The sequence below is a fragment of the Streptomyces sp. BK208 genome (assembly GCF_004364245.1).
Classification (GTDB): domain Bacteria; phylum Actinomycetota; class Actinomycetes; order Streptomycetales; family Streptomycetaceae; genus Streptomyces.
This window is the reverse complement of record NZ_SOAV01000008.1, coordinates 124,951-138,281: the sequence shown is the minus strand read 5'-3', so window position 1 is coordinate 138,281 and position 13,331 is coordinate 124,951. Positions and strand designations below refer to the sequence as shown.

Here is a 13,331-nt window from a genome sequence, read left to right as displayed (position 1 = left end):
TTCAGCAGGCCTCGCGCCACGCCCCCAGCTCGTACTTCTTCAGCATCGAACTGAGCCGCAGCTCACGGGAGTCGGCGCAGAAGCGTTCCGTCGGCAGCTCGTACTCGACGTGGAAGACCGCCTTGCCGGCGTCGATGAACGGCTGGTTGTCGGCGCACTCCCGGTACTGGGCGCACTGCTCGTTGACGGCGAAGTCGAAGTCGTCCACCAGCTCCGGTATCTGGTCCAGGTCGTTCTTCAGGCCGACGGCCATCCCCCGGTCGTGGGCGAGCTTCGCGATCAGCCGGTTGTAGCGGAGCTGGTCGTCACCGGTGAGTGGGAAGCCGGTCTCGTTCTTGTAGCCGTCCATGTTGTCCGGCTCGACCGCGTCGAAGCCCTTCTCCCGGCACATGTCGAGGCGTTCGGCCATCAGCGGCTCCAGGACGTCCGTCGCACGGATGTCCAGCCACCGCTCTCCCTCCCAGCCGTTGCCCTTGCCCAGCACCGCCGCCGGGAACTTCTCGGCGTCGGGCCGGAAGTCCTCCCAGGCGCCGGTGGAGACGTAGCAGATCACCTTGCGTCCGTCCTCGTGCAGGCCCGCGACCGCCGTCTCGTCGTGGTCGAAGCCGTCGATGTCGTAGACGGGTACGTCGACGGACGTGTCGAGTCTGCCGCTGAGCTGCCACTGCCAGGCGGTGCCCGGCGTCGGCCGCCAGCGGCCGCCGGCCCCGCCGTCGTCACCGTCGTCGTCGGGCGCCGGCGCGCAGCCCGCGAGCAGCAGCAGGAGAAGGGCTGTCGACAGGACCGGGCGTCTCACGGGCGTTGCTCCAGAGTGAGGTCGGGGCGGGCGGTCGTACCTCGGGAATGATCTCCCATCCGCGGCTCCGGGCGGAAACCGCGGCCCGCGGGAGGGGGCGCGGCCCGGGGCGAGCGTAGGCTCGTGCCGAGTGTTCGCCTGCCCAGGCGAGGACCGCATCGCAGGAGGGATCTAGGGTCGGTTGTCGGGCCCGGTCGACCCACCCGCATTCGGCCACACCAGACTTCATACGGAAGCGAGAATTCACCACCGTGACTGCTCTCACTCTCTCCACCGCCGCGGCGCCCGGTCTCCGGGCCGACGCGATCGTGATCGGCGTCGCCAAGGGCGCAGGCGGCCCGGCCGTCGCCCCGGGCGCCGAGGCCGTGGACAAGGCGTACGACGGCCGGCTCGCCGGCGTCCTGGAGACCCTCGGTGCCTCCGGCGCCGAGGGCGAGGTGACGAAGCTGCCCGCTCCGGCCGGCTTCAAGGCGCCCGTCGTGGTGGCGGTGGGTCTCGGCGCCGAGCCCGAGAAGGACGCCGGCTTCGACCCGGAGTCGCTGCGCAGGGCCGCCGGTGCGGCCGCCCGTGCCCTGGCCGGTGCCAAGAAGGCCGCCTTCGCCCTGCCGCTCGCCGAGGCGGCCGACGCCGGTGTCGTCGCCGAGGGTCTGCTGCTCGGCGCGTACTCCTTCGACGCGTACAAGGAGTCCGCGAAGGAGGCCAGGGGGGCCAAGGGCAACGGCAAGGCCCCGCTGGCGGAGGCGGTGCTGCTCGGCGGCAAGCCCCGCGACAAGGCGTACAAGGCGGCGACCGAGCGCGCCGTGGCCGTCGCCGAGGAGCTGAACCGCGCCCGCGACCTGGTCAACACCCCGCCGAACGACCTCAACCCGGAGGCGTTCGCGGCGGTGGCGCAGGCCGCGGCCAAGGAGCACGGCATCAAGGTGCAGGTGCTCGACGAGAAGGCGCTCACCAAGGGCGGTTACGGCGGCATCCTCGGCGTCGGCGCCGGATCCGCGTCGGGGCCGCGGCTGGTGAAGCTGTCGTACACCTCGCCCAAGGCGAAGAAGTCCCTGGCCTTCGTCGGCAAGGGCATCACCTACGACTCGGGCGGCATCTCGCTCAAGCCGGCCGGGCACAACGAGACGATGAAGTGCGACATGGCCGGTGCCGCCGCCGTGTTCGCCGCGGTCGTCTCCGCCGCGCGCCTCGGCCTGGAGGTCAACGTGACCGGCTGGCTGGCGCTGGCCGAGAACATGCCCTCGGGTTCCGCGACGCGCCCGGGTGACGTGCTGCGCATGTACAGCGGCAAGACGGTGGAGGTGCTCAACACCGACGCCGAGGGCCGGCTCGTGCTCGCCGACGCCCTGTGGGCGGCCTCGCAGGAGAAGCCGGACGCGATCATCGACGTGGCGACCCTGACCGGCGCGATGATGCTGGCGCTGGGCAGCCGGACGTACGGGATCATGGCGAACGACGACGCGTTCCGCACCGCGGTGCACGAGGCGGCGGAGGAGTCCGGCGAGCCGGCGTGGCCGATGCCGCTGCCGGAGCACCTGCGCAAGGGCATGGACTCGCCGACCGCCGACATCGCGAACATGGGCGAGCGGATGGGCGGCGGTCTGGTGGCCGGTCTGTTCCTGCGCGAGTTCGTGGGCGAGGGCATCACCTGGGCGCACCTGGACATCGCGGGTCCGGCCTTCAACGAGGGCGGGCCGTTCGGGTACACGCCGAAGGGCGGCACGGGTACCGCGGTGCGGACGCTGGTGCGGGTCGCCGAGCGGGTTGCCCTCGGCGACCTCGGATGACGTACGCCTGAGAGCCCGGGGGTGCGGGTGGTACTGCGGCTGCGGGTCCGTCGTGGCTTGTCGCGCAGTTCCCCGCGCCCCTGGGGTGGGGTGTGCTGGCCTCGGCCCAGAGGGACCCCGGGCCCCCGCGCCCACGCGGCGGAGCCGCACATCGGCACAGCCCCGCGCCCCTGGGTGGGGTGTCCTGGCCTCGGCCGAGAGGGACCCCGGCCCGTCGCGCCCACGCGGCGGAGCCGCACATCGGCACAGCCCCGCCCCCCTGGGGTGGGGTGTCCTGGCCTCGGCCCAGAGGGACCCCCGGCCCCCGCGCCCACGCGGCGGAGCCGCACATCGGCACAGCCCCCCGCCCCTGGGCGGGGTGTCCCCGGCGTCGGCCGAAGAAGGATCCCCTGCGCCGGTCGCGCCCGCGCGGCGGAGACGCGGATCGATTCAGTCCCCTCGGTCGGTCGGCCCTTCGTCGGGCAGGGGTGAACCCCGCTCACCTGAACGTGGGGTGTCTCACACCCCGGCCCCACGTCTCGTTCGCCTCTTACAAGTGCGAAGATGGAGCCCGGCAGGACAGGGCCCACCCATAGGGCCGAGAACAAAGAGCGGCCGGACACCAGCCGCCGACCGGTCACTGGAGACCGGCGTGGCGCACATGCATGGAGGACGTGACGTGGCGAACGACGCCAGCACCGTTTTCGACCTAGTGATCCTCGGCGGTGGCAGCGGTGGTTACGCCGCGGCCCTGCGCGGGGCGCAGCTGGGCCTGGACGTCGCCCTGATCGAGAAGAACAAGCTCGGCGGCACCTGCCTGCACAACGGCTGCATCCCCACCAAGGCCCTGCTCCACGCGGGCGAGGTCGCCGACCAGTCCCGCGAGAGCGAGCAGTTCGGCGTCAAGACGTCCTTCGAGGGCGTCGACATGGCGGGCGTGCACAAGTACAAGGACGAGGTGATCGCCGGCCTGTACAAGGGCCTGCAGGGCCTGGTGGCCTCGCGCAAGATCACCTACATCGAGGGCGAGGGCCGGCTGTCCTCCCCCACCTCGGTGGACGTCAACGGCCAGCGCGTCCAGGGCCGTCACGTCCTGCTGGCGACCGGCTCCGTGCCGAAGACGCTGCCGGGCCTGGAGATCGACGGCAACCGGATCATCTCCTCGGACCACGCCCTCACGCTGGACCGCGTGCCGAAGTCCGCGATCGTGCTGGGCGGCGGCGTCATCGGCGTCGAGTTCGCCTCCGCGTGGAAGTCCTTCGGCTCCGAGGTCACGGTCATCGAGGGCCTCAAGCACCTCGTCCCGGTCGAGGACGAGAACAGCTCCAAGCTGCTGGAGCGCGCCTTCCGCAAGCGGGGCATCAAGTTCAACCTGGGCACCTTCTTCGACAAGGCCGAGTACACCCAGGACGGTGTCAAGGTCACCCTCGCCGACGGCAAGGAGTTCGAGGCCGAGGTCCTGCTCGTCGCCATCGGCCGCGGCCCGGTCTCGCAGGGCCTGGGCTACGAGGAGAACGGCGTCGCGATGGACCGCGGCTTCGTCCTCGTCGACGAGTACATGCGGACCAACGTCCCGACCATCTCCGCCGTCGGTGACCTCGTCCCCACCCTGCAGCTCGCGCACGTCGGCTTCGCCGAGGGCATCCTGGTGGCGGAGCGGCTGGCCGGCCTGAAGACCGTGCCGGTCGACTACGACGGCGTGCCGCGGGTGACGTACTGCCACCCGGAGGTCGCCTCCGTCGGTCTCACCGAGGCCAAGGCCAAGGACGTCTACGGCGCGGACAAGGTCGTCTCGATCAAGTTCCCCCTGGGCGGCAACGGCAAGAGCCGCATCCTGAAGACCGCGGGCGAGATCAAGCTCGTCCAGGTCAAGGACGGTGCCGTGGTCGGCGTCCACATGGTCGGCGACCGCATGGGCGAGCAGGTCGGCGAGGCGCAGCTGATCTACAACTGGGAGGCGCTGCCCGCCGAGGTGGCCCAGCTCATCCACGCCCACCCGACGCAGAACGAGGCGCTCGGCGAGGCCCACCTGGCGCTGGCCGGCAAGCCGCTCCACATGCACGACTGACCGCTTCGGTCTTCGGGCGCGACGACACAGACTTCCGCAATTCGTAAGGAGCAACCGAAACCATGGCGGTTTCCGTAACCCTTCCGGCGCTCGGCGAGAGCGTCACCGAGGGCACCGTCACCCGTTGGCTGAAGGCCGAGGGTGAGCGCGTCGAGGCCGACGAGCCGTTGCTCGAGGTCTCGACCGACAAGGTCGACACCGAGATCCCGGCCCCCGCCTCCGGCGTGCTGTCCTCCATCAAGGTCGCCGAGGACGAGACCGTCGAGGTCGGCGCCGAGCTGGCGCTGATCGACGACGGCAGCGGCGCCCCGGCCGCCGAGCAGGCCCCGCAGGCCGAGCAGGCCGCCGAGCCCGCTCCCGAGCCCGCCGCTGCCGCCCCGTCCACGGAGCAGGCCGCCCCGGCGCCCGCGCCGAGCGCCGAGCAGTCCACCGGCGGCGGCTCCGCCGAGGGCACCGACGTGGTCCTGCCCGCGCTGGGCGAGTCCGTCACCGAGGGCACCGTCACCCGCTGGCTGAAGTCGGTCGGTGACAGCGTCGAGGCCGACGAGCCGCTGCTGGAGGTGTCGACGGACAAGGTCGACACCGAGATCCCGGCCCCCACCTCCGGCACCCTGCTGGAGATCGTGGTCGGCGAGGACGAGACCGCCGAGGTCGGCGCCAAGCTCGCCGTCATCGGCGAGGCGGGCGCGGCTCCGGCCGCCGCCCCGGCCCAGCAGGCTCCGGCCCAGCAGGCTCCGGCCCAGGAGGCCCCGGCCGCCCCCGCGCAGCCCGAGCCCGCCCAGGCCCAGGCCCCGGCTCCGGCTCCGGCTCCGGCTCCGGCTCCGGCTCCGGCTCCGCAGCAGGCGGCTCCGGCCCAGCAGGCCCCCGCCGCTCCGGCTCCGCAGGCCCCCGCGGCCCCGGCTCCGCAGCAGCAGGCCGCCCCGGCCCCCGCGCCGGCCCAGGCCGCCGCTCCGGCTGCCCCGGCCGCCGCCCAGCCGGTGGACGACGGCGCCTACGTCACCCCGCTGGTGCGCAAGCTCGCCGCCGAGAACGGCGTCGACCTGTCCACCGTCAAGGGCACCGGCGTCGGCGGCCGTATCCGCAAGCAGGACGTCGTCGCCGCCGCCGAGGCCGCGAAGGCCGCCCCGGCTCCGGCTGCCGCCGCCCCTGCCGCGACCGCCGCGAAGAAGGCCCCCTCCCTGGAGGCCTCCCCGCTGCGCGGCCAGACCGTCAAGATGCCGCGCATCCGCAAGGTCATCGGCGACAACATGGTCAAGGCGCTGCACGAGCAGGCCCAGCTGTCGTCGGTCGTCGAGGTCGACGTCACCCGTCTGATGAAGCTGCGCGCCCGTGCCAAGGACGCGTTCGCGGCCCGTGAGGGCGTCAAGCTCTCGCCGATGCCGTTCTTCGTCAAGGCGGCGGCCCAGGCGCTGAAGGCGCACGCGCCGATCAACGCCAAGATCAACGAGGCCGAGGGGACCATCACCTACTTCGACACCGAGAACATCGGTATCGCGGTGGACTCCGAGAAGGGCCTGATGACCCCGGTCATCAAGAACGCCGGTGACCTCAACCTGGCCGGCATCGCCAAGGCGACCGCCGACCTGGCGGGCAAGGTGCGGGCCAGCAAGATCAGCCCGGACGAGCTGGCCGGTGCGACCTTCACCATCAGCAACACCGGTTCGCGCGGCGCGCTGTTCGACACGATCATCGTGCCGCCGGGCCAGGTCGCCATCCTCGGTATCGGTGCCACGGTCAAGCGTCCGGCCGTCATCGAGACGGAGGACGGCCCGGTCATCGGCGTCCGCGACATGACGTACCTGACCCTGTCCTACGACCACCGTCTGGTGGACGGCGCCGACGCCGCCCGCTACCTGACGGCGGTCAAGGCGATCCTGGAGGCGGGCGAGTTCGAGGTCGAGCTCGGCCTGTAATTCCCCCCGTCAGCGGGCCTGTACGGTGCCCCCGCCCGGACCTCTACGGGCGGGGGCTTCGCCGTGTTCCGGGCGGGGCACGCTGTGTAAGTCTCGTCTCACCTGCGTGGAAGCGCCCCCGTGCGCCCTTCCCGCCCGCCGTGACGGCCGTATTGTTTCTCCACGTCAGTCGCCCCAGGGGTCCGAAGGTGACCCTCCCGAAGGAGCTCCCATGACCGCGCCCGTCGTCCACTCGCTGCGCGAACAGATCCGCGAGCACATCCTGGAAGGGATCATCAGCGGACGCTGGCAGCCGGGCGAGCGGATCGTGGAGCGCCGGATCGCCACCGAGCTGGAGGTCAGCCAGACCCCGGTGCGGGAGGCGCTGCGGGAGCTGGAGTCGCTGCGGCTGATCGAGTCGGCGCCGAACAAGGGCGTGCGGGTGCGCAACCTGACCGCCGCCGACCTGGAGGAGAGCTACCCGGTCCGGGCCGGCCTGGAGGCCATCGCGGCGGAGCTGGCGGCGGAGCGGCTCGCCGAGGACTGCTCGGCCCTGGAACCGCACGTCGCCGCGCTCTACGAGGCCGACCGGGTCTCGGACGGCACGGGCCAGGTGCGGCACACGGTCGGCTTCCACCGTGAGCTGGTACGGGCCGCGGGCAACTCGGTGCTGCTGCACACGTGGGAGGGGCTCGGGATCGAGGTGTTCACGGCGCTGTCGATACGGTGGCTGGGCACGGTGCAGCAGTCGTACGCGGAGGAGCACGAGGAGCTGGTCGCGGCCTTCCGCCGCCGGGACCCCCGCATCCCGGAGATCGTCAAGTCCCACGTCCTGGGCTGCGCCCCGCGCCCCTAGGGGGTGTCGTTTGGATCTTGCCGTGGGTCGCGGGGTCCGGCACGCACATCTGCGGCGTTGTCGTCGGTTGCCAGGGCTCCGCCCTGTCGCCCTCCCCCGCCTTGCAGCCGCACGCACCAGAACCCGCTCGGGTCGGCAACAGGGCACCGTCGCCCGAAGCCGGCCTGATCCAAACGACACCCCCTAGCCGTCCCCACCTCCGCTGACGCGAGCCCGGCAGAACCCCCGGGCTCATCCGCGCCCACCCCTCCTCACCTGCACGAATCCTCGGCGGGGCGGTCACCGCGTGCCACCGTCGAAGGCACCCCGTGCCTACTTTCTCGTGATCAAGAGGTTTTGGCCCTCAACCCTTTGATCGATCATCGATCAGGGAGTTACAGTCACGCTTGGGTCTCCCACCGGAGCCCAGCCCTGTCCTGCCAAAGACCTAGGGCACCCCCGAACCCTTGCCGATGAGGGAACCCCCTTCGACTGAGGAAGGCGGCGACATGACCGACCCCAAAGCCATCCAGCCGAGCGAGCTCGACCAGCTCCCGGACCGCGACCCGGAGGAGACCGCCGAATGGCAGGCCTCCCTGGACGCCGTCACCAAGGCGGCCGGGCCGCACCGTGCCGCGTACCTGATGCGCCGCACACTGGAGCGCGCCGAGGGCGCGGGCCTCGCCCTGCCGAAGCTCCTCGAGACGGACTACGTCAACACCATCCCGACCTCCGCCGAGCCCACCGTGGACGGCGACGAGGCGCTGGAGCAGCGGATCACCGCCTGGAACCGCTGGAACGCGGCGGCGATGGTGACCCGAGGGAGCAAGCACGGCGTCGGCGGCCACATCGCCACCTTCGCCTCCGCGGCCTGGCTGTACGAGACCGGCTTCAACCACTTCTTCAAGGGCAAGGAGGGGGACGGCTCCGGCGACCAGCTCTACGTCCAGGGCCACGCCTCCCCCGGCATCTACGCCCGCGCCTTCCTCGACGGCCGCCTGAACGAGGAGCAGCTGGACAACTTCCGCCGCGAGGCGGGCGGCAACGGCCTGCCGTCCTACCCGCACCCGCGGCGCCTGCCCTGGCTGTGGGAGTTCCCCACGGTCTCCATGGGCCTCGGCCCGATCTCCGCGATCTACCAGGCGCGGTTCAACCGCTACCTGACCAGCCGCGGCATCAAGGACCTGACGAACTCACACGTGTGGGCGTTCCTCGGTGACGGCGAGATGGACGAGCCGGAGTCCACCACCGCGCTCACCCTCGCCTCCCGTGAGGGCCTGGACAACCTGACCTTCGTGATCAACTGCAACCTGCAGCGCCTCGACGGTCCGGTCCGCGCCAACTTCAAGATCGTGCAGGAGCTGGAGGCCCTCTTCCGCGGCGCCGGCTGGAACGTCGTCAAGTCGCTGTGGGGCACGGCCTGGGACGAGCTGTTCCAGCTCGACACCACCGGCGCCCTCGTACGCCGCCTGCGCGAGGTACCCGACGCGCAGGTGCAGACGTACCAGACGCGCGACGCCGCCTACATCCGCGAGGACTTCTTCAACAAGGACCCGCAGCTCGCCGAGATGGCGAAGCTGCTGTCCGACGACAAGATCCTCGAGTGCTTCCACTCCTCGCGCGGCGGTCACGAGTCCCGCAAGGTGTATGCCGCCTACCGCGCCGCGCTCGCCCACAAGGGCGCGCCGACCGTGATCCTGGCCCAGACGGTCAAGGGGCACACCCTCGGCACCGGCTTCGCGTCGAAGAACGCCAACCACCAGATGAAGAAGCTCTCGGTGGACGAGTTCAAGGACATGCGCGACCTGCTCGGCCTGCCGATCAAGGACAGCGACTTCGTCGACGGCGTGGTCCCCTACGGCCACCCGGGCGCCGACTCCCCCGAGGTGCGCTACCTCCAGGAGCGCCGCGCCGCCCTCGGCGGTCCCGCCCCGGCCCGCCGCGTGCACCCCCTCGCACCTCTGCCCGCGCCCGCCGAGAAGGCCTTCGCGTCCTTCGACAAGGGCTCCGGCTCGCAGAACGTGGCCACCACCATGGCCTTCGTCCGCCTGGTCAAGGACCTGGTCCGCGACAAGGAGACCGGCAAGCGCTGGGTGCCGATCGTCCCCGACGAGGCGCGCACCTTCGGCATGGAGAGCCTCTTCCCGTCCCTTGGCATCTACTCGCCCAAGGGCCAGACGTACGAGCCGGTCGACCGCGACCAGCTGATGTACTACAAGGAAGCCAAGAACGGCCAGATCCTCAACGAGGGCATCACCGAGGCCGGCTCGATGGCCGACTTCATCGCCGCGTCCACCGCGTACGCGACGCACGGCGAGGCGATGATCCCGTTCTACATCTTCTACTCGATGTTCGGCTGGCAGCGCACCGCCGACCAGATGTGGCAGCTCGGCGACCAGCTCGGCCGCGGCTTCCTGGTCGGCGCCACCGCGGGCCGCACCACCCTCACCGGTGAGGGCCTCCAGCACGCGGACGGCCACTCCCCCGCCATCGCGGCGACCAACCCGGCGGCGCTGTCGTACGACCCGGCGTTCGCCTACGAGGTCGCGGCGATCGTCAAGGACGGTCTGCGCCGGATGTACGGCGAGGCGGCTCCGGGCGAGGACCCGAACGTCTTCTACTACCTGACGGTCTACAACGAGCCGATGCCGCAGCCGGCGAAGCCGTCCGCCCCCGGCGTGGACGAGGGCATCGTCAAGGGCCTGTACCGCTTCAACACGGCGGAGACTGCGGGCCTGACCCCGGCCGCCAACGCCCCGCGCATCCAGCTGCTGGGTTCCGGCACGGCGATCCACTGGGCGCTCAAGGCGCAGCGGCTGCTCGCCGAGGAGTGGGGCGTGGCCGCCGACGTGTGGTCCGCGACCTCCTGGACGGAGCTGCGCCGGGACGCCATGGACGCCGACGCGGCGCTGCTGCGCGGCGAGGAGCGGGTGCCGTACCTGCGCCGGGCGCTCCAGGGCGTCGAGGGCCCGGTCCTCGCCGTCTCGGACTACATGCGTCAGGTCCCGGACCAGATCGCGCAGTGGGTCGAGCAGGACTACTCGTCGCTCGGTGCCGACGGCTTCGGCCTGTCGGACACCCGTGACGCCGCCCGTCGTCACTTCGGCGTGGACGCCGAGTCCATCGTGGTCGCGACCCTGGCCCAGCTCGCCAGGCGCGGCGAGGTCAAGGCGACGGCCGTGAAGGAGGCGCGCGAGCGCTACGGCCTGTAGAGGTCGTGACGGAAGGCCCCCGCTCCGGCGGGGGCCTTCCGCGTCCCTGCATGATGTGCACATGCGTGCTGCCCGCCTCATCAAGATGGTGCTGCTGCTCCAGTCCCGCCCGGCCATGACCGCGGCCGAGCTGGCCCGGGAGCTGGAGGTCTCGGAGCGGACCGTGACACGGGACGCGCAGGCGCTGTCGGAGGCCGGCGTGCCGGTGTACGCGGAGCGCGGCCGGGCCGGCGGTTACCGTCTCGTCGGCGGTTACCGCACCCGGCTGACCGGGCTGGCCCGGGGCGAGGCGGAGGCGCTGTTCCTGTCCGGGGTCCCCGGGGCGCTGCGCGAGATGGGCCTGGAGGACGCGGCCTCGGCGGCCCGCCTGAAGGTGTCGGCGGCCCTGCTCCCCTCCCTGCGGGACGCCTCCCGTACGGCGGCCCAGCGCTTCCACCTGGACGCGCCGAACTGGTTCCGCGAGCCCGAGACGCCCGGGCTGCTGCCCGCGGTCGCGGCGGCGGTCTGGGACGACCGGCGCGTCGCCGCGCGCTACCTGCGGGGATCGGACGAGGTCGTCCGGGAGCTGGAGCCGTACGGGCTCGTGCTGAAGGCCGGGGTCTGGTATCTGTGCGCGAGGATCGCGCGGGCGACGCACGACGGGGCCTTCCGCGTGTACCGCATCGACCGCTTCACGGCGGTGGAGGCGGGCGAGGAGCGTTTCGAACGGGACGGGGACTTCGACCTGCCCGCGTTCTGGGCGGAGCGGGCCGAGCAGTTCTCGCGGTCCATCCTGCGGGCCGAGGTCGTGGTGCGGCTGTCGGCCGACGGCGCACGGAGGCTGCCGTACGCCGTGGACGCACCGGTCGCCCGGGAGGCGCTGGAGGGTGCGGGGACGCCGGACGCGGACGGCTGGGTGACGGTGACGTTGCCGGTGGAGTCGGAGGAGGTCGCGCACGAGCAGCTCAGGGCGCTCGGGCCGGAGGTGGAGGTGCTGGCGCCGGCGGCCCTGCGGGAGCGGTGTGCGAGGGATGCGCGGCGGTCGGCGGGGTTGTACGGGGGGTGACGTCGCGCCGGGGCGGTGGGGCGGGCCGCGGCCGGACGCCGGCCGGTGGCCCGTGCGGGTCGGGTGGGCCGCGGGCATCCGTAGATAACGATCCGCCGCACTCCACGTGCGCCGTCACCGCCCAGGGCCGATGCTGGACGCGTGATGGACGAGACGGAGTTCTGGGAGCTGATCGATGCCGCCCGGCAGGGCGCCGACGGCGATCCCGAGGACCAGGCAGACCTGCTCGTGGAGCGGTTGCTCGACATGGACCCGGACCAGGTGCTCGACTTCGCCCGTCACTTCGAAGCCCGGTACAACCGCGCCTGCGCCTGGGACCTGTGGGCCGCCGCGTGGATCCTGCTCGGCGGCGCGAGCGACGACGCCTTCGACTTCTTCCGCTGCTGGCTGATCGGCCAGGGCCGTGAGGTGTACGAGGGCGCCGTGCACGAGCCCGACTCGCTGGCCGAGCTGCTGGACGACTTCGACGAGGAGCTGGACGGCGACGGCGAGGAGCTGGGCTACGCGGCCGACGAGGCCTACGAGCAGCTCACCGGCACCGTCGCCCCCGACCTGGGCATCGCGCCCGCCCCCGCGGAACCCCTGGGCACACCGATCGACCTGGAGGACGACCGCGCCCTCGCCGAGCGCCTGCCCCGCCTGTGGGCGAGGTTCGGACCGGGCTGAGGCGCGAGCCGGAGCCGGAACACGGTCCAGTGTCGGCCGCGCCCGCCCACGCGGCCTGACCGGCCGCGCCCGCCCGCGCGGCCGGTCAGGCGCGGCCCTGGAGGCGGGCCGCCGTGTCCCTGATGTCCGCGAGCCGGGCGGTGAGGGCCGCGCCGGGACAGCTCGTCGCGTAACCGTCGTCGTGCCCCGCGACGGCGGGCAGCGTGGCGGTGGCCCCCGCCGCGTACCGGCTGAGGCCGTTGCTGGAGACCAGGGCGACCTTCGCGTGCGGGTCGGTGCCGGTCTCACCGAGCTTCCAGGCCGCCACGGCGGCGATCGCGTCGGTCAGCTCGTCCGGCACGGGCACCCCGGCGGTGTAGGTGCCGAGGGCGGCGATCCCGGTGGTGCGGTGGTTGAACCCCTGCGTGTGGGCACCGGTGACCGGACGGTCGATGCCCCCGGCCCGGCCCTCGTAGATCGTGCCGCAGCGGTCGACGACGAAGTTGTACCCGATGTCGTCCCAGTCCCGCGCACCGGTCTGGCCCTGGTACACACCGCGGAGGATGGACGGCACGTCGGCGCAGTCGTAGCCGTTCGGCGTGTCGGTGTGGTGGACGAAGACGGCGACGACCCTGTCGTCGTAGCGCGGGGCCGGCTGGGCGCGGGCGGCGCCGCCCAGCCAGACCGACCGGGGCACGATGTCGGGCCGCGGCGCCGCGTACCGGTCGGCGGCGGAGGCGGCCGGGGCGGCATCGGCGTCGGCCGCCCGTTGCACCCCGTTCGCGCACAGGAAGAGGGCGGCGACGGCGGCCAGCCCCGGCAGGGCGCCGAGCAGCGCCCGGACCGCGACCGGCAGGCGGGGGGCGCCGGGTATCCGGGCGGCCCGTCGCTCCCGGGCCCGGCGCGGTCCTCGGAAGACTCGCATGGTCCTACTGTCCGGCGGATCCGCTCTGTCCGCGATGTGTGCGATGCCACCCGGTGGAACCATCGTCCCGGTGCCCGGCGTTCCACGGTGGACCGCACACGTTCGCGACCGCGTCCCGAGGGATGCGACCGGTTTTCGGACAGGTGTGCG

At 72.4% G+C, this 13,331-nt stretch carries 9 protein-coding genes; 7 read left to right on the top strand and 2 right to left on the bottom strand.

The annotated features are described in order from the left end of the window. Position 1: 1 nt before the first annotated feature. A complete protein-coding gene (locus tag EV562_RS20855; protein ID WP_133888343.1) occupies positions 2–796 on the bottom strand; it encodes an endo alpha-1,4 polygalactosaminidase in 795 nt (264 codons plus the stop codon). Between the two features lie 251 nt (positions 797–1,047). On the opposite strand from EV562_RS20855, the gene EV562_RS20850 reads away from it, so the two are divergent. The 7 genes from EV562_RS20850 (at position 1,048) to EV562_RS20820 (ending at position 12,277) form a co-directional block, all read left to right on the top strand. Beyond that, a complete protein-coding gene (locus tag EV562_RS20850; RefSeq protein ID WP_133888342.1) occupies positions 1,048–2,580 on the top strand; it encodes a leucyl aminopeptidase in 1,533 nt (510 codons plus the stop codon). 658 nt (positions 2,581–3,238) lie between these two features. Beyond that, on the top strand, positions 3,239–4,627 hold the full coding sequence (gene lpdA / locus EV562_RS20845; RefSeq protein WP_166661916.1) for a dihydrolipoyl dehydrogenase: 1,389 nt from the start codon (positions 3,239–3,241) through the stop codon (positions 4,625–4,627). A 62-nt stretch (positions 4,628–4,689) separates the two neighbouring features. Next, positions 4,690–6,540, top strand: a complete 1,851-nt coding sequence (gene sucB, locus EV562_RS20840; protein ID WP_133888341.1) for a 2-oxoglutarate dehydrogenase, E2 component, dihydrolipoamide succinyltransferase — start codon at positions 4,690–4,692, stop codon at positions 6,538–6,540. Positions 6,541–6,751: 211 nt separating this feature from the next. Next, positions 6,752–7,375 (top strand): GntR family transcriptional regulator, encoded by a 624-nt coding sequence (locus EV562_RS20835; RefSeq protein WP_133888340.1) that lies wholly within the window; start codon positions 6,752–6,754, stop codon positions 7,373–7,375. 488 nt (positions 7,376–7,863) lie between these two features. Next, positions 7,864–10,566 (top strand): pyruvate dehydrogenase (acetyl-transferring), homodimeric type, encoded by a 2,703-nt coding sequence (aceE, locus tag EV562_RS20830; protein ID WP_133888339.1) that lies wholly within the window; start codon positions 7,864–7,866, stop codon positions 10,564–10,566. A 61-nt stretch (positions 10,567–10,627) separates the two neighbouring features. Further along, a complete protein-coding gene (locus EV562_RS20825) occupies positions 10,628–11,611 on the top strand; it encodes a YafY family protein (protein WP_133888338.1) in 984 nt (327 codons plus the stop codon). 144 nt (positions 11,612–11,755) lie between these two features. Beyond that, complete coding sequence (locus EV562_RS20820; protein WP_133888549.1) at positions 11,756–12,277, top strand: DUF4240 domain-containing protein; 522 nt, start codon at positions 11,756–11,758, stop codon at positions 12,275–12,277. 85 nt (positions 12,278–12,362) lie between these two features. On the opposite strand, the gene EV562_RS20815 is transcribed toward EV562_RS20820, so the two are convergent. Further along, complete coding sequence (locus EV562_RS20815) at positions 12,363–13,244, bottom strand: peptidoglycan recognition protein (RefSeq protein WP_133888337.1); 882 nt, start codon at positions 13,242–13,244, stop codon at positions 12,363–12,365. Positions 13,245–13,331: the final 87 nt, after the last annotated feature.